The sequence below is a fragment of the Alistipes sp. ZOR0009 genome (assembly GCF_000798815.1).
Classification (GTDB): Bacteria; Bacteroidota; Bacteroidia; order Bacteroidales; family ZOR0009; genus Acetobacteroides.
Genome location: NZ_JTLD01000014.1, coordinates 64,184 through 88,194, shown reverse-complemented (window position 1 = coordinate 88,194; position 24,011 = coordinate 64,184). Strand labels below are relative to the sequence as shown.

General features: G+C 37.8%; 21 protein-coding genes and 1 pseudogene. 4 read left to right on the top strand and 18 right to left on the bottom strand.

The window, feature by feature from the left end; all coding sequences use genetic code 11:
• The 11 genes and pseudogenes from L990_RS04640 to L990_RS04590 all read right to left on the bottom strand — a co-directional run bounded on the left by L990_RS04640 (window position 1) and on the right by L990_RS04590 (window position 11,532).
• Window positions 1–726, bottom strand: a complete 726-nt coding sequence (locus L990_RS04640) for an SDR family NAD(P)-dependent oxidoreductase (protein WP_047445995.1) — start codon at window positions 724–726, stop codon at window positions 1–3.
• On the bottom strand, window positions 698–1,426 hold the full coding sequence (locus L990_RS04635) for a cytidylyltransferase domain-containing protein (RefSeq protein ID WP_047445993.1): 729 nt from the start codon (window positions 1,424–1,426) through the stop codon (window positions 698–700). Before L990_RS04635 ends, L990_RS04640 begins: the two co-directional genes overlap by 29 nt.
• On the bottom strand, window positions 1,426–2,472 hold the full coding sequence (locus L990_RS04630) for a sugar phosphate nucleotidyltransferase (protein ID WP_047445992.1): 1,047 nt from the start codon (window positions 2,470–2,472) through the stop codon (window positions 1,426–1,428). Before L990_RS04630 ends, L990_RS04635 begins: the two co-directional genes overlap by 1 nt.
• A complete protein-coding gene (gene neuC / locus L990_RS04625) occupies window positions 2,466–3,629 on the bottom strand; it encodes a UDP-N-acetylglucosamine 2-epimerase (protein WP_047445990.1) in 1,164 nt (387 codons plus the stop codon). The genes L990_RS04630 and neuC overlap by 7 nt, the downstream gene beginning before the upstream one ends.
• Complete coding sequence (gene neuB / locus L990_RS04620) at window positions 3,630–4,652, bottom strand: N-acetylneuraminate synthase (RefSeq protein ID WP_316932975.1); 1,023 nt, start codon at window positions 4,650–4,652, stop codon at window positions 3,630–3,632.
• Window positions 4,649–5,281 (bottom strand): acetyltransferase, encoded by a 633-nt coding sequence (locus L990_RS04615; RefSeq protein WP_047445988.1) that lies wholly within the window; start codon window positions 5,279–5,281, stop codon window positions 4,649–4,651. Before L990_RS04615 ends, neuB begins: the two co-directional genes overlap by 4 nt.
• Window positions 5,278–6,426 carry a LegC family aminotransferase gene (locus L990_RS04610; RefSeq protein ID WP_047445986.1) on the bottom strand — a complete coding sequence of 383 codons (1,149 nt, stop codon included), beginning with the start codon at window positions 6,424–6,426 and terminating at the stop codon, window positions 5,278–5,280. Before L990_RS04610 ends, L990_RS04615 begins: the two co-directional genes overlap by 4 nt.
• 10 nt (window positions 6,427–6,436) lie before the next feature.
• On the bottom strand, window positions 6,437–7,414 hold the full coding sequence (locus L990_RS04605) for an NAD-dependent 4,6-dehydratase LegB (protein WP_047445984.1): 978 nt from the start codon (window positions 7,412–7,414) through the stop codon (window positions 6,437–6,439).
• Entirely contained in the window at window positions 7,407–8,558 is a 1,152-nt protein-coding gene (locus L990_RS04600; RefSeq protein WP_081981595.1) for a Wzz/FepE/Etk N-terminal domain-containing protein, read from the bottom strand. Before L990_RS04600 ends, L990_RS04605 begins: the two co-directional genes overlap by 8 nt.
• 161 nt (window positions 8,559–8,719) lie before the next feature.
• Window positions 8,720–8,988: pseudogene (locus tag L990_RS04595) on the bottom strand (four helix bundle protein).
• Between the two features lie 186 nt (window positions 8,989–9,174).
• Complete coding sequence (locus L990_RS04590) at window positions 9,175–11,532, bottom strand: SLBB domain-containing protein (protein ID WP_047445982.1); 2,358 nt, start codon at window positions 11,530–11,532, stop codon at window positions 9,175–9,177.
• Between the two features lie 371 nt (window positions 11,533–11,903).
• On the opposite strand from L990_RS04590, the gene L990_RS04585 reads away from it, so the two are divergent.
• Both L990_RS04585 and L990_RS04580 read left to right on the top strand, forming a co-directional pair.
• Window positions 11,904–12,488: a DUF3575 domain-containing protein gene (locus L990_RS04585; protein ID WP_047445980.1), complete on the top strand. Its 585-nt coding sequence runs from the start codon at window positions 11,904–11,906 to the stop codon at window positions 12,486–12,488.
• 105 nt (window positions 12,489–12,593) lie between these two features.
• Window positions 12,594–13,751 (top strand): DUF4493 domain-containing protein, encoded by a 1,158-nt coding sequence (locus tag L990_RS04580; protein WP_047445978.1) that lies wholly within the window; start codon window positions 12,594–12,596, stop codon window positions 13,749–13,751.
• Window positions 13,752–13,966: 215 nt separating this feature from the next.
• Here L990_RS04580 and L990_RS04575 read toward each other — a convergent pair whose 3' ends face one another.
• The 6 genes from L990_RS04575 to meaB form a co-directional block, all read right to left on the bottom strand.
• Window positions 13,967–15,259, bottom strand: coding sequence for a nucleotide sugar dehydrogenase (locus L990_RS04575; protein ID WP_047445976.1), 1,293 nt, complete (start codon window positions 15,257–15,259; stop codon window positions 13,967–13,969).
• A gap of 150 nt (window positions 15,260–15,409) precedes the next feature.
• Complete coding sequence (locus L990_RS04570) at window positions 15,410–16,345, bottom strand: Gfo/Idh/MocA family oxidoreductase (protein ID WP_047445973.1); 936 nt, start codon at window positions 16,343–16,345, stop codon at window positions 15,410–15,412.
• A gap of 53 nt (window positions 16,346–16,398) precedes the next feature.
• The gene (locus L990_RS04565; protein ID WP_047445971.1) at window positions 16,399–16,971 is read right to left on the bottom strand and encodes an acyltransferase; all 573 of its coding nucleotides are present in this window, start codon (window positions 16,969–16,971) and stop codon (window positions 16,399–16,401) included.
• Window positions 16,972–16,986: 15 nt separating this feature from the next.
• Complete coding sequence (locus L990_RS04560) at window positions 16,987–18,126, bottom strand: DegT/DnrJ/EryC1/StrS family aminotransferase (protein WP_047445969.1); 1,140 nt, start codon at window positions 18,124–18,126, stop codon at window positions 16,987–16,989.
• A 159-nt stretch (window positions 18,127–18,285) separates the two neighbouring features.
• Window positions 18,286–19,401 carry an AhpC/TSA family protein gene (locus L990_RS04555; protein WP_081981594.1) on the bottom strand — a complete coding sequence of 372 codons (1,116 nt, stop codon included), beginning with the start codon at window positions 19,399–19,401 and terminating at the stop codon, window positions 18,286–18,288.
• 167 nt (window positions 19,402–19,568) lie between these two features.
• A complete protein-coding gene (gene meaB, locus L990_RS04550; RefSeq protein ID WP_047445967.1) occupies window positions 19,569–20,660 on the bottom strand; it encodes a methylmalonyl Co-A mutase-associated GTPase MeaB in 1,092 nt (363 codons plus the stop codon).
• A gap of 233 nt (window positions 20,661–20,893) precedes the next feature.
• Between meaB and prmA the strand changes: the two genes are divergently transcribed.
• Complete coding sequence (prmA, locus tag L990_RS04545; protein WP_047445964.1) at window positions 20,894–21,736, top strand: 50S ribosomal protein L11 methyltransferase; 843 nt, start codon at window positions 20,894–20,896, stop codon at window positions 21,734–21,736.
• Window positions 21,737–21,841: 105 nt separating this feature from the next.
• Here prmA and L990_RS04540 read toward each other — a convergent pair whose 3' ends face one another.
• Window positions 21,842–23,017, bottom strand: coding sequence for a hypothetical protein (locus tag L990_RS04540; protein WP_047445962.1), 1,176 nt, complete (start codon window positions 23,015–23,017; stop codon window positions 21,842–21,844).
• A 163-nt stretch (window positions 23,018–23,180) separates the two neighbouring features.
• Here L990_RS04540 and L990_RS04535 point away from each other — a divergent pair, with 163 nt between their 5' ends.
• Window positions 23,181–23,903 (top strand): hypothetical protein, encoded by a 723-nt coding sequence (locus tag L990_RS04535; RefSeq protein ID WP_197057235.1) that lies wholly within the window; start codon window positions 23,181–23,183, stop codon window positions 23,901–23,903.
• Window positions 23,904–24,011 lie beyond the last annotated feature (108 nt).

Below are 24,011 nucleotides of genomic sequence, written 5' to 3'. Positions count from 1 at the left end.
TTACAAGATTTTATTAAATCTATCACTTGCAATACCATTAAGCCAATCTATACCTTCAAGATCAGGAGAAAGAGGAATTTCATATCCCAACCAGTAAAATTTCCCCGTATCAGCTACTTCATTTAATAAGTATTCAACTGTAGGAATACAAATTGATGGTTCTAACAAAGCATCAGGTGCCATCTCACTTTTAACAGGTCCTGGGCTCATTAGATTTATTTTTATATCATACTCCATCATTTCTTTTGCCAAGGTTACGGTTAAAGTATTTAAAATAGATTTAGATGCACTATATGCACCAACACCTTTAAAACAGTTTAAAGGAGCACCTGACGTTAGATTTATGATTCTTCCAAAATTGTTTTTTTTCATTCCTGGAAGAAAGAATTTTACAATTTCTATAGGAGATATTGCATTTACCGTTATAGATTTCATTAAATCATCAGTAGACACTAGCTCTACATCTCCTTTATGCATTATACCTGCATTGTTAATAATACAATCAACTCTTTGATATTTTTTAGTTATTTCATTCAATACATCACACAAATCTGACATAGAAGCTAAATCGGCTTTGTATATGTCAACATTGGGATTATTTGAAAAAGCACTACGCATTTCTTCAACACGTCTAGCAATAGTTATTACTTTGTATTGGTTAGAAAAGTACTCAACAAGAGTTTTTCCAACTCCACTACTACCCCCTGTTATTAAAATTGTTTTCATTTTTTGACATTAAAAATTCTATATACTCAAAATCAGACATATCATCAATATCAGTTGAAATATCTCTTTTTGTAATTAAAGGAAATACATTATCTGTTATTATTTGAGGTTTAGCCATACTTTTCAATACATTTACACGTATTCCATATAATAACCCATTCAATTTATACGCAACCGACAATTGCTGTCGTGGCTTAAAAGCATTATTGCTCTGAGACATTAATCGCGGAGAATTATTTTCGATTAACCAAATTCTTTCAAGAGGCAATTCTATCTCAGAAAAAGTTGCAATAGAATCAATCTCAGTATTTTCTTTCAATATGGTTATTGCTTCATCAACCAATTCTACATTTCTCATAGGAGAAGTTGGCTCAAATAATAATACAATATCATACATTTCTCCAATAGAAGAAAAATAATCAATTGCTTCAATAACAGCATCGATTACTAATGAATTATCTTTTGCCAATAACTCATTTCGCAAGAAAGGTACTTCAATCTCATTATTAACGGCAATATTTCTAATTTCTTTACTATCCGTAGATACGAATATTCTATCTATATACTTGGACAATTTTAACACATCAATTGTCCAAGTAATTAAGGGTTTCCCTAATAAATTTTTAATATTTTTCCCGGGCACTCCCTTACTACCACCTCTTGCAGGTATAATTGCAAGTATTTTTTTTTCATTCAACATTATTGAAAGTGTAAGTGTTTAACATAATCTTGAACCCTATTGAAATCTTCATGCCGTCCAATATCAACCCAATATCCAAGAAGCGGATACCTAATAACATTCTTCTTTTTACTAATCAACAACTCTATCATATCGGTTGCATTAAAACACTGATCGGTAGGAATTAAATTAAGAAGATCCTTCTTTATAAGATATATACCCGAATTAGCGTAGTAGTTATAGGTAGGTTTCTCTTTTAACGATGTGATATTCCTACCATCCAGCTCAAATATGCCAAATGGTATATTTACAGTATAGGGAACAGAAGCTACAGACATATCTGCATCCTTTTCTAGAAAATGCCTATAAAAATCGGACAAATCTATATTGGTGAATAAATCTGAATTCATAATCAACACCACATCATGCTTAAATCCATCAACCAGTTTAACTGCACCCATGGTACCGTAAAATCTAGGTTCTCGTACACACTTTACCTTCACCCCTTGCTTCGGATTTGCGAAGTGTTCTTCGAGTTGATCTGCCAAATAGTTTACGGTAACGCTAATGTTTTCAACACCATTTAGCAGTAAGCTTTCAATATTGTAGTCTATAATAGCTTTATCTCCTACTTTAAGCAATGGTTTAGGTGTTGTTTCTGTCAAAGGTCGTAAACGCTCTCCCTTACCCCCTGCCATTAAAACAGCATCAATAGGAAGTATTGCTTTTAACTTCTTTAGGTTGTATATCTTTACGATTTCACCTTTTTCATTAATGCTTGGTAATAACTGAATGCTTCTATTCCGAAAGTCGACTTGACGTAGAAAAGGATTTTCATCATCCTTGAGATAACTAAAATCCTTTTTCATAATCTTATCCACACTATCAGTCAATTGAACTCCATTTATTAATCCTCTTCTAGCATCACCATCCGTAAGTGTACCTACCAACCTACCTTCATCTAATACAAATAGTGTCAGTACATCATTTGAGAGTGCGTTTAACTTTATCAAAGCACCACGTACTGTAAAATCTCGATTGATAATATATTTACTATAGTCTAGCATATATCGTAGAATTTCTTTACGGTAAGATTATCCAATTCTAACTCCTTAAGAGTTTTCATAATAGTAGCAGCTGTTTCATCCTTTTCGTAAGGGTTTTCAACATCTTTTAAGCGTCTATCCTTAGCCAAACCGATTGCATTGCTAATAGCATTAGTAATATCTTCACTAGTAACATTACAGTTCAAGACACTTTGAGCAGCAATCCTTCCTTTTTGACGATTACCAATATTTACGGTAGGAATCCCAAAACTTGGAACCTCAAGTATTCCGCTTGATGAGTTACCTATTACAACATCAACATACTTAAGAGCTGATAAGTATCGTAAATGACCTAATGATGTAAAAACTTTACATCGGTCACCATTAGCTATAGCGTAAGCATCTATCATCTTAGAAATAATATAGCTATCGGCATCAGAATTAGGTTTTGTAAATATGATCGTTGCATCAGGAAATCTATCAAGCGCTTGAAGCAAATTATCAACTGCCGCTTCAGAACATATACGATCAAGAGTTGCCGGATGATAGGTAACTAAGAATGTAAGCTTACCTAACTTAAAATCTATCGACTTTTCAAACTCTTCCTTAGCAAGAAAATTTGAATGCTTAATATTGTCTATTCCTATGGCACCTACATTAAAGACACGATCAGGATTCTCCCCTAATTGGATAACACGATTTCTATAAGCTTCGGTAGAGGTAAAATGTATGTGACTCATTTTAGTTATAGAATGACGTATGGCATCATCAATCGCGCCTTCTGTTAGCTCTCCTCCATGTAAGTGAGCGATGGGTATCCTTATAAACAATGCAGCAACAGCAACTGCCAACATCTCATACCTATCGCCTAGTATAAGAATCAAATTAGGAGCCAACTCTTCAAATGCCTTTGCAAACTCTGATACTGCCAAACCTGTTGATTGTGCAACACCTACATTGCTATTTCCAAATTTCAGTATATCAATCTTTTTACTAATACTAAAACCATCTGCTTCTATCTCCTTATATGTACTCCCATAGTTTGAACTAAGATGCATATTAGTTACTATAATTTGAAGTTCTAATTCAGCATCTTCCTGAATCATCTTCATCAATTTACTTAGCAACCCATACTCAGCCCTAGTGCCTGTAACTACACAGATTTTTCTTTTATTCATTTAAAGATAATCCTCATCAATTAGTTCATCAGGCATATAATCTCTCGTTGCCTCTTTCCCAATAACAAATTCCCATTTCATAGGCGAAATGCCAGTTCCTGGCCGTTTTGCAGCTAGATTAAACTCGCTAAACACCTCACCCTTATATATCGCTTTAGAGGCAACTATGCTTTTTCGGGCAACACTAATATTCTTCAGTTCCGATTCAGAAGGCTCTTTTATACCTGTACCCATTGCTTTTTCGATATTTCTAATAGCAAAAATCATTTCTGATAGTTCTAAAGGATCTAAAGAAGCAATATGATCTGGACCTTCCATATTCTTATCCAAGGTAAAGTGCTTTTCAATTATTTTAGCACCTAAAGCGACAGCTGCAATAGGAACCTCTATTCCTAATGTGTGATCAGAATAACCTACATTGACACCAAATTCTTCACGAATAGAAACCATTGCATTCAAATTCACATCTTGCATTGGTGTCGGATATTCGGTATTGCAGTGAAGTACAGAAATATCAGATTTCGAAAGTCCATTAGCCGTTAATACATTCAAAGCATTTCGGATGTCCTCAACTGTACACATCCCTGTCGAGAAAATAACAGGCTTACCTAATAAAGCTATTCTTTTTAAATATGGATAGTTAGTTATTTCGCCTGATGGTACTTTAAAAAAAGGAATCAGAGGTTCTAAAAAATTTATTGTTTCGAGATCGAAAGGAGTTGAAAGAAATCCTATATTTTTCTCTTTGCAATATTCAGATAGCAGAATAAAATCATCAAAAGAAAGCTCCAACTTACGCAACATTTCCAATTGCGACTCATTGTTCTTATTTGTATTTTCCTTTTGGTAATCAGCTTTGGAGGCTGTTACTGTTACAAGTTTTTCAGCTTTAAACGTCTGAAATTTGACATAATCAGCACCTGCATTAGCCGCAGCATCAACTAATCGTTTAGCCAATTCAAAACTACCATTATGATTAACGCCAGCTTCGGCAATAACTAATGTCTTATGCTTCCCCATCATAATCTTTTAATCAACTTAGCAGGATTACCAAAGTAGACACCACGGATGGCTAGTGACTTATGTAAAAATGAACCTGCCGAAATTATACAGCCATCAACAACTTTAACGCCATGAGCCAAAACTGATTGACTACCAACAAAGCAATCATTGCCAATTATACAACCACCATTAACCATTGCGCCTGTTGAAATGTGACAAAAATCGCCAATTGTTACATCGTGTTCAACATTCGAAAGAGTATTGATAATACATCCAAAGCCAATTGAAGCATCCGCATTAATAACCGAATTATGCAGTACAACCGTGCCATCCTCTACTTTCGAATAATTCGAAACATGCGACTTTGGTGAAATAACGGTACGCAGTTGCCCCCCCGCTTCTAGTATTTTTCTATGAATTCTTTTTCGTAAGTCAGGATTCTTTATCTGCCCAACAGTCACAACAAAATCAAAATCATTAACATAATCAATAATTTTATCATCTGATCCAATTATTGAATAGTTTAAAATTGATTCCCCAATATTCTCAGGCAAATCGAGAATCCCGTGAATTTCAAAACCCGCTTGTTCAGCAACATCAATCACCGATTTACAGTGACCACCTCCGCCAACAAGAATTAAAGGTCTCATAGCTTTACAGTACTTGTAACATTTACGACACGATCTTCCAACCACTCTGCATTAGAAAGATCGCCACATTGGCAATTTTCGAACATCGACAACTTATTCATCAATCGCCATATTGGGCGAGTCATAACTCCATTCTCATTCGAGAACTTAAGGAATGCATCTCTTTCTTCTTTATTCTCTAGAATTATAGCGCAAAGCCAATAGTTACTTTGTGTTCCTTTAGGCTCAATAGCAAACCTAATACCCAATGAAGAAAAGAATTCATTATACAAAGATGCAACTTCACGTTTTTTCTCAATAAATAGGGGAAGACTTTCCATTTGCGCACAACCTAAAGCCGCATTAATATTTGGCATACGATAGTTGTATCCAATATGATCGTGAACAAACTCCCAAGGATGAGGCACTTTTGCCTGTGTTGTAATATGTTTTGCATACTTTCCTAACTCTTCATCAGTAAAAAGCAGCATCCCCCCACCACCTGTAGTAATGGTTTTATTCCCGTTGAAGCTGAGAATTCCAACTTTTCCAAAAGTTCCAGTATGCTTACCTTTATAGTAGCTACCAATACTTTCTGCAGCATCTTCTACTAGCTCAATCATATACCTATTACAAAGATCAACTAGCTCATCTAAATGAACAGGATGCCCAAAAGTATGCATTGGAACACACGCCTTAATACGACGTTGAGTTATCTTATTATAGCAACCATCTTCCTTTACCTCTGCATTGAGAACAAGCCATTCTTCCATTTTCACAGGAGAAAGCCCCATGGTATCTAAATCGACATCAATAAAAACAGGGTGTGCATTAGCATAAGAAATTGCATTTGCTGTAGCGATAAATGTTAATGGCTGTGTTATAACCTCATCTCCTGCTTGAACACCAACCAGCTGCAATGCAAGATGAAGTGCATTTGTTCCATTAACGCATACAACAGCCTTTTTTGCTCCAGTATACTCTGCAACCATCTCTTCAAATCGGTCAACGAATTTACCAACGCTAGACACAAATGTCGTATCGATGCATTCGCTGATATACTTTTTTTCGTTGCCAATAAAGGTTGGCTCATGCAATGGGATAAAACCTTCAGGTTTATTGAATGTATCTCTTATGAATGAAACTATCTTGCTAAACTTATCCACAAATCCACTATTAGATATTATAAATCCCGGCCTTATACTTTTTAAGATTTTCAGGATTTTTAAACCATTCTATGGTTTCCTTTAAACCTTCTTCAATGCTATATTTTGGAGAAAAACCTGTTAATCCTTTGATTTTCGTATTATCTCCCCACAAGCGGAACACCTCCGAATTTTGAGGTCTGATACGCTGTTCATCTTCTACAAACTTAACATCGGCATCCATAATCTTAGCAATTAGTTCCAATGTATCGCGCATCGATATTTCGTAGTTTGAGGCAATATTCACCTCTTGCCCTATTGCTTCATCACACTTAGATAATTCAATAAAACCACGACATGTATCCTTTACGAAGTTAAAATCGCGAGTTGGAGTTAAATCTCCTAACTTTATTTCCTTAATTCCATTAGCAATTTGAGCAATAATAGTAGGAATTATTGCTCTTGCCGATTGGCGAGGTCCATAGGTATTAAACGGTCTTACAATAACTACAGGTAACTCAAACGCATTATAGAAGCTCATTGCCATCATATCAGCACCTATTTTAGATGCTGAATATGGAGATTGCGGCTGCTTTGGATGCTTTTCATCAATTGGGACATATTGTGCAGTACCGTAAACTTCTGATGTTGAAGTTACCAATACTCGCTTAACCCCATTTTCTTTTGCAGCTTGACAAATATTTAGCGTCCCTTTTACATTGGTATCAACGTAACTATCAGGTGCAACATAAGAATAAGGAATTGCAATAAGTGCAGCTAAATGAAATATTGTATCTACATTCTTTGTAATATGCTTGCAAAAATGAGGATCTCTAACATCACCAGTTACAACTTCAAGATTAGGATGCTTAATATCATCCAACCATCCCCAATAGTTAAACGAGTTATATTGTGATAGAGCCTTTACCTTATAGCCCTCTGCAAGTAACATTTCTGTAAGGTGCGATCCAATAAATCCATCAGCACCTGTTACCAATACCTTATTCATTATTCTTGTGTTTATTCGCTATAAAATTATTTTTTAACTCCTTAAACAAAAGGAAACCAACCGCAATAAATCCTCCAAAGAAAGCAAAACCAATTAGGATCAGAGGCCGATTAGGTTTCGATTTCTGATTAGGCACAACCGCAGGCTCAACAACCGTCAATACTGGTGTTGCATCCTTCACCTTAATTTTAGCCTGCTCCAGCTGCTTTGCCAACTCGGAATAGACGCTATATAGTAAGCTATACTCAGCGTTAAGACGTTCTCCAGACGTTTGTACAGAAGCCAATATTACATTACGGTTACCATCCTTAAAGGCTGCCAGCTGCATCTGCTTTTGTTCGAAATTTCTTTTTGCTTCGTTGTAACGCTGTTGTATAAAATCAAGGTTTTGTTTAACCTTATCCACCTTGAAATCTGTTATATACTTCTGCAGAAGCAAGCGTGCAGCCTCTACCACCTGAGTAGAAACCAATGCCTCTGACATATTGGCCGTAAGATTCAAAGTTCCCTCCTTTTCATTGATTGCTAGAGAAACCTTCGAAGACAAGATCTTGGCTACAGCTTCTTCCTTTTGAGAAAGTCTCAGGTATTTCGATTCGCGACTCCCGACTCCCGACTCCCGACTTTCCCCTTTCATGGCTTTTAGAATTACTCCAGGCAACCCAATAGTATACTTCTTTATTGTATTAAGTAGATTGAACGGTTGATAATCCTTATTGGTATAGTAGTCGTAAAGGGTAATTTCGTGTGGTATATTCTCGAATTTTACCTTGGTATGCATTAAATCCTTCTTAAAAGGAACGCTAGCCATTATTTTGGGATAGATAGTTGGAGAAAGTTCGCTTCCTCCTCCTAAATCGCCAAGGTTAACCCCTGCCATTGCAGCCAAACCTGCCAAGCCTCCAGCCTTGCTTTTACCATCGCTTAATTGAGGAACCATAGTGACACTAGAGGTATACTCTTTAGCCGAAAAAATGGCCACAAATAGTCCTACTGCAGCAAAAATTGCGGTAACCTTTAGTATAAATCTTCGATTATCCCAAAGTTTACGGGCAATTTCCAGAAGATCGATTTCTATTTCGCCGGATTTTTTTGTTGGCGGAGTTTCAATTGGGGTTTGTTGGTTGTTTGGAGTATTGGTCATTTGCTTATTGTTTTCTGTATTGGGGAGTCGGGAATCGGAAGTCGGGAGTCGAAATGACAACTCCGATTTGACTCTGGGTATCTCTGTATCTTTGTGTTTCTGTGTTGATCAGGAGTCGTTAATCGGGAATCGGAAGTCGACTAACTACAACCTACTAACGACTAACGCTTCTCTTCCTTCTCTTTTAGTACTTTAATTAGATTAAGTAGCATTTTCTTTACGTGCTCTATTTTATCGAGGAGTTCAATAGAAATTTCTGCAAATCCAAGTCGTTTTATCAGCTCCAATTGAGTATCGACCTCCGAAGCTGATCCTAAAGCCACATAAAAAAATTGTACATATTCCTTTAAACTCTTCCTCGTGCCCCTTCTGCAATATTTGATGGTACAGATACTAAGGCTCGACGGATTTGTGAGGTTAAACCAAACATTTCAGACTTAGGTAAGTTTCTGTAATTTGATAAATATCAACCACCAACTCCATTGATAATCTCCAAACGTCAAGGTCTTTGTGTGTCATATAATCGGGAGTCGGGAGTTGGCAGATGTTAATCGTTAATAGAGGATTAGGAGTCGCCTAACGATTTCCTACTAACTACTAACCTAATTATCAACATCTACTTAAACACATTGTAGAATGTAGCCATCATAGCTGCGATTGAAGCTACAGATGTAGTATAGCCCAATATTTCGCCTGCCGAGGTTCCTTTTCTATTCGGTTTATTGGGGATCACAATTTCGCAACCAGGTTCTATTCGAGGAGAAGAAAGCCATTTTTTCCGTGCGGCCATACCATTCATGTAAATGACAAACGCTTTCCTCTTCTTAGCACCATCTCCATACCCTCCTGCCATGGAAACATAGTCTTTTAAAGAATAGCTGCTACTAAACGAAACCGTGTTGGGATATAGCACTGCTCCGCTAATTTTTACCGTATTATTAAATTGAGGCACGTTAATAACATCGCCATCTTTTAAAATAACGTCTGCTTCGGAACCTGGATTTTTTAGAGCTTCAGCCAAATTAATTCCGACATAATATTCAGAACCTAAATCCAACTTTTTAAAATCAACCGAATCCCTTTTATTATTGGCTGTTATCTTTAACATATTAATAACCCTTAGAGAGTCGTCAAAGGTCATCTTACGAGACAATCGAGCACCTTTTATATAGGCCTGAGGAGTAACACCTCCAGCATTTTTTACAACATCGCTAATACGCTGGTTTTTTGAAGAAAGAACAAAATCACCTCCAAAAACAATTTCACCTTTTAAGGTTACAGACTGCTGCTTCTCGTATCCAGGAGATGTTCGAACAGTAACGACATCGAAAGGTTGCAGAACAAAAGATTTAGCGCCACTTGAAATTGTCAAATCGGAATTTATATCAAACTCAAAGATCTCGGCCGTTTTTTCTGTGGGTGTTAATGAATACGGATCACGAATTCGTCTTGCGACCTCTATCCGCTTTAAAGAAGCATCATATTTTAGACCACCAGCCATCACAATTAAGTCCTCAACAGTCATATCCTTCTTGTAATCATACGATTTTGGATTAGAAACGGCACCATTTATCGAGATTCTAAAATCTCTCTGCAGATCGTATATGGAGGGAACATAAAGAACATCCTTATTCTGAAGCTCTATATCGCCTGTTTTATTGTTAAGTAAAGCATATAAGTCAACAGCCACCATTTGCTTAGAAGAATCAGGAAGCACTCTGGTTATTTGAGCCCTAGTCAAGAAAGCATCCCCTCTAACACCCTCCGCTTTATCAATAAGCTGCTTAACGGTAGCAATTTTCTCGTTATGAGCATAAATACCAGGACGGTAAACCGCACCTCTAATTTCTAACTTATTAGCAAAAGTTTTTACAACCACACCAACACCAACGCTATCTCCATCTTGCAATTTAAATTTGGGAAAGTCTGCATTTTCGATAGTATGTATTTCGTACTGACGACCGTTGCTCCGTTTTACTAAAACATTTTGGGAATAGGCATCAGCTTTAAATCCACCAGCAAATCGAATAGCATCGTTTAACGTCTCCCCCTTTTTTAGCTCAAAAATTCTCGATCTCTTCACAGCACCTGTCAACGAAACCAAACTCTGATAAGGAGACACAACTATCATATCGTTATCTTCGAGCCTAACATTAGAGCCAAACTGACCATTTAGTAAGTAATCGTACACATCAAGATCACCAACCAATTTTGTTCCTCTATATACCTTTACGCTACGAAGAGATCCAATATCATTTATCCCGCCAGCCATGTAAAGAGCATTAAATAGAGTTGCTAACGAAGGGAGTGTGTAGGTTCCAGGAACAACCACCTCGCCAACAATATTTACCTTAATGCTACGAATATTTCTTAGCGAAAGTGTTAAATGGGTAGAGCCACTATTTAGTCCTCCATAAATTTTAGACATCGCAGACCTAAGCTTACTTTCGGCTCCCTCTATAGAAAGTCCTGACAAGGAAACTGGTCCTAAAGTTGGAATTACAATTTTCCCATCTGCACTTACCTTTTGCTGAATATTATCTTCAGAAGCTCCATATACGTTAATCATAAGATCATCTCCCGGACCAATACGATAACTTTTAGGCGTTGCTAGGTTAAAATTAGGAGTAAAGGTTAGATTCTTTTGCTTAAAGATTTCACGACCAAAAACCATTAATTTTTTGGCCGAGTCTTCTACTGCCCGTCCCGTTTCTTTTAGCTGAGTAGCATAAATACTATCAGCTCTAGAATTACGATCGATGCTAGATGTATTAACACGAGGTTTTGCAACTACTGTAGAGGGTGCATTACCTTGCTGCTGCTGCTTCAAGGCTGCATCAATTTGCTGCTGAGAAACACCTGCAGCCTTTGCCTTTTCGATCATATCTGGAGTAATGTTTTGCGACATTACCTCATTAGAAATTAGTAAGATAGACAAAGATATTGCAAGTATAAAACTAACCTTTTGTATCATTTATTATTTAATTAACGTTACTCAAAATTTATTTACAGCAAAGCTTCGTCGATTACAGCCACTAAAACAGAAACGGCTGATCAACAAAGAGTTTATATATGAATTTTGACCAAAACAACGTGCATTTTGGCTACACATATTTCCACAAAAGTGCTGCAAAGATAATGGTTTTTAACTTAGATCGAACACGGACCGCAAGAAGAATCTCTTTTTTATGAATTCCTTAAATTCTTCGCATATACGTTCCGTCCTCTTCACTAACCTTACACATAGATAAATATTCACTTTTATGATAAAATACAAATCCCATTTTCAACCTATTTGATTTATTGTCTTTCTTTGTTTAATAAACATTATCCATAACTACTTTTATGCAACGATTTCTCATTTTTATTCTTTTCTGCGTATCAATCCCCTCTTTTGGACAGACTTACGCAAAATTCAACTTAGCAACACCCTTCATCGGAGGGGTTAATCCATCAGTAGAAACAGCCATATCCAACCATTGGACCTTTTCGTTTGATGTTCTGGCCACTTTTAAAAACGAAACATCGACAAGTGGTCCAATGCGTATTTTAATGGTGATGCCCGAAGGACGCTACTTTTTAAAGGAGAAGTTTCACGGTTTTTATGGCGGCATTAATTTTGGTTACGCCATGTCGAGAATGTCAAAACCGGGATGGTTAGATAGTGATTATAAGAATACCAATATATTTGATTATTCGTGGACAATGCTTGCAGGAGTTACATTAGGCTACGAATATCAATTTAACGATAGATGGATGGCCGAAGTTTTTGTAGGAGGAGGTCGAGCATGGACCATGCATGATAGATATACCTTTCCAGACGGGCAAAAGCCAAACTATGCAGATGGCAGCCCTATTAAATTAAACGGAAGCGAAGAGTATTTGCCGTATAAGGGTGGGATTAATATATGCTACAGGCTAGGGAAATAACTTTTTCTTCAGCCGGTACTTGCATAATTTTCCACTTAAAATTTCAACAAATCGCATAAAATCGTTGTTTTTTAGTTAATTTCTAATTTTTTAACTAAAACCTCAATGAAAATTGCAACTGCGCTTTTTGCATTGGCTGTTTTATTTTTAGCTCAATGCACCAAAGATGAGATCAAGAAAGAAAATTATAGTAAAGGCTACTTAGATTTAAGAGCAGCTGTAGATCCTTTAGTTCGATTTAAAGGAGTCTTGATTGTTGCTGATTATGATTTTACAATTCGAGGGAAAACTGATCCGACCTTTAAGGTCGAAGGGAAAGTTGCACTACTTAATACCCCTTTAGAACTAACTAAAGGGGAGTATAGCATCACCGTATCCTCACCAACTCTTTTGTTACCACAATTTGAAGCACCTATATACGGTGCTTCAAAAGACTTTTCGATAAGTGCAGGTGTGACAACATCTCTTAACCTCATCTGCCTACAAACAAATGCAGGGGTTAAAGTTGTTTATACTGATAAATTTAAGAAATACTGTGCAGACAATTATCTTACCTATTCTACAACAATAAATCAAGGTTCCGACAGCTTATTTTATGCAAATGGAGAATCAAAGATAGGATACTTTGCGGCAGGGAATATTACATCCAAAGTAAAAATTGGAGAAAGAGTGTTCAGTAAAAGTTACGTCCTCGCAGCACAGGATCTTTTAACCCTAACAGTTGATATAGCTGAATCTAATCAGGCAACAGTCACAATTTCGATTTCAGGAAGCGATGCGGTTAATGAAATTGGGGAAACTTTCACTATAGATCCAAATACTCCAACCCAAAATCAGACTTTAATAATGCAAGAAAACTTTGATGCTATACTAACAGGCAGTAGCACTAGTACCTCTGGCTCCAATACCGACTGGGAAGGTAATGGAAATTTTACGAACCTAACAACCATAAAAAAGGCAGGAGGAGCAATAAAAGTTGGAACAGCGAGTACGAATGGCAGCATAACAACCATCCCATTAAATCTTTCAGCCAACAGCGGAGACGTTACAGTCAAAATTAAAATTAAAGGTTGGACAACTATTCTTTCGGACGTAACAATTAAAGTTGGGGCAATCGAAAAGAGTCTCTCATATACGGCTGTAATGCTTAATGAATTTCAAGAAATAAGTGCAGTCTTCCAAAAAGCAGGTAATGCTTCCTGCTCTGTTACAATATCTAGCCAAAAGGCCCTTTTTATAGATGATATAAAGATACTTAATTAAAGAAAAAGGACTGTCCAATATATAATTGGACAGTCCTTATCTCTATTTTTAAGAGTTTTCTTTTCGAATTTCATAAGTCTCATGCCTACGAAATATATCGCTCTTTGTATTCGGAACTAGATATAACTACTACTTATATTTTGTAGAATACCCCAAAATATTCCATTAAATAATAAGAAACAGCGAAATCCCCTCCTACGTTAATATGTTTTCGACTACAAACTCCAATAGGTAAATTGATCTCTCAATTGTCTAAAGATGCCTTTTACATCAACAAACACACAGCCTTTAGCCGCTATTGATTTAAAATATTCGGAATCCAACGAAATATAATCCTTGTGAGAAACGGCAACTATAATTGCATCATACTTATCATCAACCTGTTCCTTTAGCGAAAATCCGTACTCCTCAAAAACTTCATGAGATGAAGCATATGGATCAACCACGTCAATCTGCTGAATACCGTAAGATTTCAGTTCATTGTAGATATCTACAACCTTTGAATTTCTGATATCGGCAACATCCTCCTTGAAGGTTACTCCCATTACTAAGATCTTAGCCTTTTTAACCTCCTTGTCAGCAGCAATTACCTTTTTCACTATCTGCTTGGCAATGTAGCCTCCCATAGAGTCGTTTATAAAACGACCTGAATTAATTATCTGAGCATGATAGCCAAGTGCTTTGGCCTTATAGGATAAGTAGTACGGATCGACTCCGATACAATGGCCCCCAACCAATCCTGGGAAAAATTTCAAGAAATTCCATTTTGTTCCTGCAGCCTCTAGAACTTCAAATGTATTAATACCCATTCTGCTAAAAATAATAGACAGTTCGTTCATAAACGCAATGTTTATATCGCGCTGAGTATTTTCGATAATCTTAGCAGCTTCCGCAACCTTTATACAGCTAGCCCTATGAACCCCTGGTTTTATAATAGCTTCATAGGTTTTGGCTATTTGTTCGGCAGATTCAGAATCCCCTCCTGAGGTTATTTTAATTACATTTGTTAGCGTATGAATATGATCTCCAGGGTTAATTCTTTCGGGGGAAAAACCTACCTTAAAATCCTCATTATATGTTAGTCCAGAAAGTTGCTCAAGCAGAGGAATACAATCTTCTTCTGTACAACCAGGATATACAGTTGACTCAAAAACTACATAATCTCCCTTTTTTAGCACTTTACCAACTGTACGAGTAGCCGCCAATAATGGCTTTAAATCGGGAAGATTGTGGGCATCGATTGGTGTAGGAACAGCGACTATAAAAAAGTTTACATTCCTTAGCGTTTCAACATCGGAAGTAAAAAGGATATCCGCATCAGCAAAGGCTTCAGCAGCCAACTCTCGGCTAGGATCAACACCTCGCCTCATTAATTCAACTCGCTCTTCCTTAATGTCAAAGCCAACAACCTTGAACTTACGAGCAAACTCTAATGCTATAGGCAACCCAACATATCCTAGTCCAATAACGCCTAGGGTCGCTTCTTTTTTTACTAATCTTTCGTACATTGTAAATTAACTTAGTGACAAAAGGGACTTTTAACTAGATGTTCTACAAAAGTAGTGCAACCTACCAGGCCTCCTTGGAATTCAGTTTGCTATCTCGGAAGAAAATGACTCCATCTAAAGAACCAGAACTAACAAAATCAAAGCAAAACTCTATTTTACAAAAGGATGATAGTCGCCCACCTTTCCTACAGGAGCTCCATTTCTGATATCATGCACAATTTGTATCGACTGACGAGCGCATTCTAATCCAAATCCTTCTCCTTCCAAAATATGCTTGTAGCTTGCAGTATGTAAATCTGTAAAGCCATCGCTAAATTCGATTTCATTCCCTTCTACTGTTATTGAACGGTATGTTCTTGCACCCTTTTCTTTTACTTCTTGAGGGATATCATTATAATCGATACTAAGAAACCAACGAACGCGAGCATTTTTCAAGTTTAGAAAACCGGCTGAACGACTAGGCTCAAGTACATGAACAACATTCTGCTGAACCTCTCCAAAAATCCAAGTCAACATATCGTAGAAATGAACCCCTATGTTTGTTGCAATACCACCTGATTTTTGAACATCTCCCTTCCAAGAAGTGTAATACCAGTTACCTCTACTAGTGATATACGTCAAATCAATGTCGTATACTTTATCTTTTGGTCCATTTTCAATTTGCTGCTTTAAAGCAATTATTGCAGGATGTAAACGTAATTGAAGAATGTTATGAATTTTTTTACCAGTTTCCTTCTCTATAACACCAAGAGCATCAATATTCCAAGGGTTGAGAACCAACGGCTTTTCGCAGATGGCATCTGCACCTTGACGAAGAGCAAATCGGATATGTGAATCATGCAGGTAATTCGGTGTACAAATGCTTACATAATCAATTTTATGTCCAGCGCGCTTTAACTTGTCAAAATGACGATCAAATCTCTCAAACTCGACGAAAAAGTCTGCTTTGGGGAAATAGCTATCAATAATCCCCACACTATCAAACTTATCTAAAGCGGCTAGAAGATTATTATTTGTTTCCTTTATTGCTCTTAGGTGGCGTACTGCAATAAACCCAGCAGCACCTATCAATCCAAAATTCTTCATGGTTCAATATTTTTTAGATACGCTCCCTCCATTAAAACAAGGAGAATACTCCGTTACATTTTACTTACAAGCCCATTAATCAGCTTGTAACGAGCTGCGCTCTCTGGACAAACGGCAATACCAGACTCGTCAAACTCCAATCGATGTCCGTACTCACTCATCCATCCAATCTGTCTGGCTGGATTCCCGACTACCAGCGCATATGGTAGCACTGTCTTAGTAACAACCGCACCTGCACCAATAAAGGCAAATGCGCCAATATCATGGCCACAAACTATAGTTGCATTTGCGCCAATAGTTGCACCTTTTCCAACCGTTGTTGTTCGATACTCGCTCTTACGGTTCACAGCACTACGAGGATTAGTTACATTCGTAAAAACCATAGAAGGGCCTAAAAAAACATCATCCTCGCAAATTACTCCCGTATAAAGGGATACATTGTTTTGAACTTTACAGTTATCCCCTAAAATAACATTGGGAGAAATTACCACATTCTGACCAATGTTACATTGCCGCCCAATTTGGGAACCAGCCATTATATGCGAAAAATGCCAAATTTTAGTTCCTTCGCCTATGCTGCATCCTTCATCAACTACAGCTGTTTCGTGTGCAAAATATTTTTCCATTAGGAATAGACTAACCTATTTATTTTGAGATAAAAACTCAATAACAGAATCAGATATATACTTTTGCTGCTCAGCATCTAATTCGGTATGCATTGGCAATGAAAAAACTCGGGAACAAAGCATCTCTGTTACAGGAAAATCTCTATCGTTACCTTTTGCAATCCCCATAGCCTCTTGCCTATGAAGTGGAATTGGGTAGTAAACCATAGACGGAATTCCTTTGCTATCAAGAAATTTCATCAAATCATCTCGATTAACCCAAGCGTCTAAAACGAGCGTATACTGGTGGAAAATATGCGTTGAGTTTTCTGCTCTAACAGGTATTGATACGCCTGCTACATCAGCAAATGCATTATCGTAAAAATCTGCTGCCGCGCAGCGAGCCTTATTATACTGATCGAGATATTTCAGCTTAACATCTAAAACTGCAGCCTGCAAGGTGTCGAGCCTTGAGTTAACACCGATCATATCATGATGGTAGCGAACCTTCATTCCGTGGTTTGCAACCATTCTTACCCTATCTGCAATATTGTCATCTTTAACAAATAATGCCCCTCCATCACCAAAGCAGCCCAAATTTTTAGAAGGAAAGAAAGAGGTAGTTCCTATATCCCCCATCGTACCTGCATGCATCACAGTTCCATCCGAAAAAGTATAGGTGGCACCAGTTGCCTGCGCGGTATCTTCTATAACAAACAGTTTATGCTTATGAGCCAGCTGTAGGATTGGCTCCATATCTGCGCACTGACCGAATAAATGGACAGGGATAATAGCCTTGGTTCGTGGCGTTATTGCCTTTTCCAACTTTTCAATGTCGATGGTATAAGTCTCGGGATCAACATCTACAAGAACAGGCTTCAGCCCCAATAGAGCAACAACCTCAACTGTGGCAATAAAAGTAAAGTCTGCAGTAATAACTTCGTCTCCATGCTTTAACCCTAAAGCCATTAAGGCTATTTGCAATGCATCAGTTCCATTACCACATGTAATAACATGGTTTACATTTAAATACCTAGACAAATGACATTCAAAAGTTCTAACCTGAGGACCTTTAATAAACGCAGCGGTATCAATAACCTCCTGCATTTTGCTGTCAATCTCATCTTTTATTTTGTAGTACTGACCTTTTAGGTCTACCATACTAATATGCCCCATCCTTATCCGTATTTTGTATATATTGAAGTCCACAAATTTAGTATTTCTGAGATAACCTAGAAATATAATAGGATTAACCTGTATTAAAGTCGCTTTTTCAAAAAATAAAAACTCCATCAAACAGTCGTATGATGGAGTTTTCTATATACTCAACTATGCTTACTTACCGCCAGAAGTTCCTAAAATTTCAGCAATCTTTGCATCTAAAGCATCTCCTCTCAAATCTCGAGCAACAATTTTGCCTCCACTAATAAGGTATGTTGCAGGAATAGCCTTTACGCCATAAATGGCCGCAGCGCTAGATTTCCACCCTTTCAGATCGGAAAGTTGAATCCACGTAATGGCATCCTTCTGAATAGCCTCCAACCATTTGCTTTTTTTCTCATCTAAAGAAACACCAACAATCTGAAGGCCTACACTCTTATACTTCTCGTAAATCTTCACTACATGAGGATTTTCTGCACGACAAGGGCCACACCAAGAGGCCCAAAAATCGAGGAGCACCAGCTTAGAATTAGCCGCAATCGAAGAAAAAGCGAACTCTTTCCCATTAGTATCTGGCAGTTTAAAATCAAGGAAAGGCTGCCCAACTGCAGTTGCCTTTAAAATGCTTACATCCTTTTGCATTGCCTTAACGACATGACATTCCGCCAAATCTTTAGATAAAGCATTAAATAGTTCCTCGAATTTTTCGGGTGCTAAACCGTACTTTTCTTGAGATAAAATAGCAGCAGAAGCGATGCTTCCTGTATTATCCTTAATAAACTTCTCCACAAATAGCGTACGACTCTGATTGATTGCATCATACGAATCCTTGATACTCTTATCTAGATCAGCGGTTAATTTCCCAGCAACCTGAGCATTTACATATTTTTGATAGATTGAATCCATCTTAAAACGAAACGCTTTATCGCTGTTTCTAAATTCAACAAATTTCTGATTACCAGCCGTACCAGACAATTTAAAATCGGCCACCTTGTCGAGGTCTGCTTCCAACTTTACCTCTCCTTTTTCTAAAATTATAGGAAAATAGATGTCGTTAGTAAGCTGTAAAACGGCGAACTCAGGAGACTCTACTGTACCTTTAATTACAAATTTGCCATCCTTCACATCTACACTGTCAATCGTTTTGGGTTCATCCTCTCCCATTAACAGTTTAAGGTAGACTTTTGTGGGTAAAGCATTACCTTTCAACTCCCCGGTAATCGTATAACGATTCTGGGTGCACGATGCTAGCAATAGCACCACTAATGCTAAGAACAAATACTTCTTCATTTTCAAACTATTAGTTAATAATTAATTCTTGCATAATGCAGAAATAAAAATCACAAGTTAACAAAATCGGGAGTATTTTGATTTAAAATCCCAAAGAGCCTCATTTTTATACAAAAAAACGGCCTCGAGAAGTATTCTCAAAGCCGTATAACCAGTATATGATAAAGCTACTTTTGGCTACTGAAATATATTGAAAGCAGTTTTTTTGCTGCAGCAAATGAGCTTATTTTATCTTCCAAAACCATCTCTTCCAAAATTTCGAGATTCTCTTTTACTGCTTCATTCCCGTAAAAATTTCTCATCAAGCTATTATTGATAGCCTCTATCATCCAATACTTCGCCTGCTCTTTTCGTCTGGTGTAGAAAAAATTATTGCTCTTAACAAGACTTGTGTAGGACTCGATATGCTCCCATATCTTCATGATTCCAACCTTATCAACCGACGAGCACGTTTCGACCAAAGGACTCCAACCTGATTCTGTTGCTGGGAATAGCATTAGAGCGCTTTGGTACTCAATTTTGGCGGACTTCGCTTTCATGGCATTGGCGCCATCGGCCTTTGTAATGGCAATTAAATCTGCCATTTCCATAATACCTCGCTTTATTCCCTGCAGCTCATCTCCCGCACCAGCCAGCATCAGCAACAAAAAGAAATCAACCATTGAATGCACCGCAGTCTCGGACTGACCAACACCAACTGTTTCTATAAAAATAACGTCAAACCCAGCTGCTTCACAAAGAATAATTGATTCACGCGTTTTGCGGGCCACTCCACCCAAAGATCCAGCCGAAGGACTTGGCCTAATAAATGCCTTTGGATCAGCACACAATGTTTCCATCCGTGTTTTATCTCCAAGAATACTTCCTTTAGAACGCTCGGAACTCGGATCTATCGCAAGTACCGCCAGCTGATGACCCAAAGCTGTAATTTGACTGCCGATGGCTTCAATGAAAGTACTCTTTCCAACACCAGGAACTCCTGTAATACCAATACGAACAGAATTTCCGGTATATGGTAAGCACCGTTCTATAATTTGCTGAGCCAACTCATTATGCTCTGGCAATGAGCTTTCTATTAAGGTAATAGCTTGACTTAAAATTGTTCTATTCCCTGAACGAATCCCATCAACATACTCTTCGAGAGTCAACGGATTCCGTTTTTTACGCTTAAATTGCGCGAAGGCGTTGGGATTTACAATTGGTGGTTGTTCTACGCCACTATTTACGCTCAATGCGCTTTTAGCATCTTTTTCTTCCATAGCGATACTCTTTGACGAACCTAAATGTTCTAGGCAAAATTAAAACAATCCGAACAGGAAACTACCAAAACGGATATATAACATAAAAACGAAATACGAATAGGACATAGATCGATGCAAAACCATTTTGAACTTGATCCACGTAACAAAAGCACTCCTGCCTCATCTCTCCCCTCTTTCATCTTAACCTCTTAAATCTTACCTTTACACCATCATTTATCATACCTAATAAAATGGACTACATAGAGCTAAAGGTTACGCTTACTCCCTACAACGATGAATTGGCAGAAATACTAGTTGCAGAACTAGGTGATGCTGGTTATGAAAGTTTTACGGATATAGAGCATGGTTTTAACGCTTACATTCAAGAAAATGAATTTAATGAAGTAGTCTTTGATTCGATCAAGCAAATTACATTAGAGCATCAAAGTACTCCGACAATAGAGCATACCAAAATTATATCCCAAAACTGGAATGCCGTATGGGAGTCTAATTTTGACCCCATTATTATAGACGACGAATGTATTCTTTTAGCTCATTTCCATAACGTTGAGAAAGAGTACAACTATCGCATTGTAATGGAACCCAAAATGGCCTTTGGGACAGGACACCATGAAACAACCTACTTAATGGCATCTGGAATTCTAAAGCACGACTGCACGAACAAAAATGTGCTTGACATGGGAACAGGGACAGGTGTTCTTGGCATTTTAGCAGCAATGCGTGGTGCTGCGCTGGTTGATGCTATAGATATCGACTCGTGGTCGTACGAGAGTGCTGTTGAAAATGCTCAATTCAATAATGTTGCAGGCCAAATGAATGTATTCTGCGGAGACGCCTCCCTCCTCACATCACCAAACAAATATGATTTAGTACTAGCCAATATCAATCGCAACATCTTAATTAAAGATATGCCAACCTACTATCAATCGATGAAACAAGGTGCTACCATCATGTTTAGTGGTATTTTACTGGAGGATATCCCTGCTATAGAAGTATCTGCAGCAGCGTTACGACTTAAGAAAGTTGGTGAAAACAGACGAAACAAATGGGCGTTCCTAGCTTTTGAAAAATAGCATCTGAAATACCTTGAGGAAAAAGGCTAAAAATTTTGGTTGCTTTAAAATATAACATTTCCTAAAAGAGCTCAATATATTAACATTGAGCCCTTTTAGGAGCTTTTATTTATATAAACGCAAGCCTAAACCTATAGAAAAATGGTTCATCCACAATTTTTGTGTAGGATTATCGGTGGCACGAGGATCAGTAACCGATAAACGACCAAGTCCCAGCCCTGCGCTTAATCCAACACCAACATTGGGTGTGATAATGTACTCGAGGCTAACGCCCAATTTACCACCAGCACCATTTGCCGACATGTTATTATTAAGCGGTGTAGCATCTGAAAAATCAGGTTTAGTATACTCTTTTTGGGTGTCTTTGTACAATAAATAACCCGCTGATGCGGAAAATACGGCCGACATACGCCCTTTAAAAAACAGGTTACGGACATAAAAGGCAGGACCAACGTAGGAAATAGCAATCTGGTCAGACAAGTACCTATTTTTACTAGGATTAATCTGATCGACAATTGTCCCTTTCTCGGTACTTGATGCAAATGACGAGAATGTTACACCTGCGCCATAAAATGGTTTAAAAAAATAGGCTAAATCGCCATTATAGATAGTCCCCTTTTTTAAAGCATCACGGTGAGCTACTTCCGAAGGATCGACATTGCTAAGGGAGTTACCAAAACACTTACCCGTACCATAGTTGGCGGCAAGATAAAATTTAGATTTAGGAAAGATATCATCATCTGCACTCACATAGTATTCAGTCTCATCGGGTTCCTGTTCAATTCCCGGGGTGATAAGTTCCAAAATAGACTGACGAACTTCCTTTACAGGGGTATTCCGGCCAGTAGATTGAATGGCGGCACCTTCATAGATCATCGAAACGGAGGAATCTTTTAGCGACATCCCTTTAAGCCAAAATCTGTAAAATGACGGATCAGATTCGTTAATCCAGTAATCTTTATAGGTTATAATAATTCCTTTAGCCTCTTTTGGAATACCCTTGTCTATAATTTGTGGCTTGTAGCGCAGCGATTTCAGCTCTTTGTAAAGTAGGCTATCGATACGATAAAAGGATTCGACCTTTTTGTCCGGAGTAAACTTGTAGGCATCACCATATTTTTCGAGTTGCGCATCGGAGTAAATAAATGATGAGTCGGCTTTTTCAATATACACCACATCCCTCTTATTCATCTTGTAAAACGGAGCACGGTATACTTTCGTGGTAGATACGCACGAAACGGCCAGTACTCCTACAAGCAGCACATAAAATCCCTTTCTCATATTCCCTCAACTTAATTTTTTAACGTTTAAAGATGTTCACGTTTATTTAGAATTGCAAGCGGAATACATCTGTTTTGAAATCATTTTTTTTGCCGCTACTTTTGGGGAAAATGAGGTGCATTAAAATCACCATCTTGCCAGAACCGTAATTAATTAAATGAAAATGAAGGTATCAAAACTCTGCTTTCTCATAGCAATACCAGCAGAAGCAAAACCATTGATTGAGCATTTTGGACTAATACACCATCCCAATCTTTTCGGAGCTCTTCCACCAATTGCCTATAAAGGAGTATACAAAAATATCGAGTTAATGGTAGTAGTAAACGGGAAAGATCAGCAACTGGGGGTCGACCTAGTGGGAACTCAACCCGCAACACTTGCGGCCCATCTAGCCATCGAACATTTCAACCCTGATTTGATTATTAACGCAGGAACTGCAGGTGCGTTTGCCCGTAATGGCTCGCAGATTGGCAATGTTTACCTAAGTCACAAGTACATCGTTTTCCACGATCGCCGTATTCCTATTCCTGGTTGGGACGCCTATGGAGTGGGACGATACCCCACCTTTAACACTTCGGTATTGGCTGCACGCCTAGGATTCAAGCAGGGCGTGGTTACTTCAGGTAATTCATTAGACATGCCTGAAGTTGATGAACGCACCATCAACGAAATCGGAGGAGAAATAAAGGATATGGAAGCAGCAGCAATGGCTTGGGTAGCCTCGCTTTACGAAAAACCTTTTTTTTGCATAAAATCAATAACCGACCTTATGGATTCGGAAAAGACCACACAGGAGGAGTTCCTCGAAAACCTGCATATGGCTTCAATCTCACTCAAGGACGCCTGCTTCAAAGTGGTGGAGCACCTAAGCAATAGCGACATTTAGCATTAACACTTTCATAAAAGGAGGACTGCTATCACAGCTGTCCTCCTTCATCTTAAATAGTTACTAAACTACTTATTACCAGTATTAACTCGGTTTATTTCGTCTTCC

What these genes read in the sequence shown, in the direction of transcription:
- L990_RS04540 (WP_047445962.1), bottom strand. Translation starts at nt 23,017, where the DNA reads ATGAGAAAGGGATTTTATGTGCTGCTTGTAGGAGTACTGGCCGTTTCG.
- L990_RS04575 (WP_047445976.1), bottom strand. Translation starts at nt 15,259, where the DNA reads ATGTACGAAAGATTAGTAAAAAAAGAAGCGACCCTAGGCGTTATTGGA.
- L990_RS04570 (WP_047445973.1), bottom strand. Translation starts at nt 16,345, where the DNA reads ATGAAGAATTTTGGATTGATAGGTGCTGCTGGGTTTATTGCAGTACGC.
- L990_RS04600 (WP_081981595.1), bottom strand. Translation starts at nt 8,558, where the DNA reads ATGACCAATACTCCAAACAACCAACAAACCCCAATTGAAACTCCGCCA.
- L990_RS04590 (WP_047445982.1), bottom strand. Translation starts at nt 11,532, where the DNA reads ATGATACAAAAGGTTAGTTTTATACTTGCAATATCTTTGTCTATCTTA.
- L990_RS04580 (WP_047445978.1), top strand. Translation starts at nt 12,594, where the DNA reads ATGAAAATTGCAACTGCGCTTTTTGCATTGGCTGTTTTATTTTTAGCT.
- L990_RS04560 (WP_047445969.1), bottom strand. Translation starts at nt 18,126, where the DNA reads ATGGGGCATATTAGTATGGTAGACCTAAAAGGTCAGTACTACAAAATA.
- neuB (WP_316932975.1), bottom strand. Translation starts at nt 4,652, where the DNA reads ATGATGGGGAAGCATAAGACATTAGTTATTGCCGAAGCTGGCGTTAAT.
- L990_RS04615 (WP_047445988.1), bottom strand. Translation starts at nt 5,281, where the DNA reads ATGAGACCTTTAATTCTTGTTGGCGGAGGTGGTCACTGTAAATCGGTG.
- L990_RS04640 (WP_047445995.1), bottom strand. Translation starts at nt 726, where the DNA reads ATGAAAACAATTTTAATAACAGGGGGTAGTAGTGGAGTTGGAAAAACT.
- L990_RS04535 (WP_197057235.1), top strand. Translation starts at nt 23,181, where the DNA reads ATGAAGGTATCAAAACTCTGCTTTCTCATAGCAATACCAGCAGAAGCA.
- L990_RS04605 (WP_047445984.1), bottom strand. Translation starts at nt 7,414, where the DNA reads ATGAATAAGGTATTGGTAACAGGTGCTGATGGATTTATTGGATCGCAC.
- L990_RS04630 (WP_047445992.1), bottom strand. Translation starts at nt 2,472, where the DNA reads ATGCTAGACTATAGTAAATATATTATCAATCGAGATTTTACAGTACGT.
- prmA (WP_047445964.1), top strand. Translation starts at nt 20,894, where the DNA reads ATGGACTACATAGAGCTAAAGGTTACGCTTACTCCCTACAACGATGAA.
- L990_RS04555 (WP_081981594.1), bottom strand. Translation starts at nt 19,401, where the DNA reads ATGAAGAAGTATTTGTTCTTAGCATTAGTGGTGCTATTGCTAGCATCG.
- neuC (WP_047445990.1), bottom strand. Translation starts at nt 3,629, where the DNA reads ATGAATAAAAGAAAAATCTGTGTAGTTACAGGCACTAGGGCTGAGTAT.
- L990_RS04585 (WP_047445980.1), top strand. Translation starts at nt 11,904, where the DNA reads ATGCAACGATTTCTCATTTTTATTCTTTTCTGCGTATCAATCCCCTCT.
- meaB (WP_047445967.1), bottom strand. Translation starts at nt 20,660, where the DNA reads ATGGAAGAAAAAGATGCTAAAAGCGCATTGAGCGTAAATAGTGGCGTA.
- L990_RS04565 (WP_047445971.1), bottom strand. Translation starts at nt 16,971, where the DNA reads ATGGAAAAATATTTTGCACACGAAACAGCTGTAGTTGATGAAGGATGC.
- L990_RS04635 (WP_047445993.1), bottom strand. Translation starts at nt 1,426, where the DNA reads ATGTTGAATGAAAAAAAAATACTTGCAATTATACCTGCAAGAGGTGGT.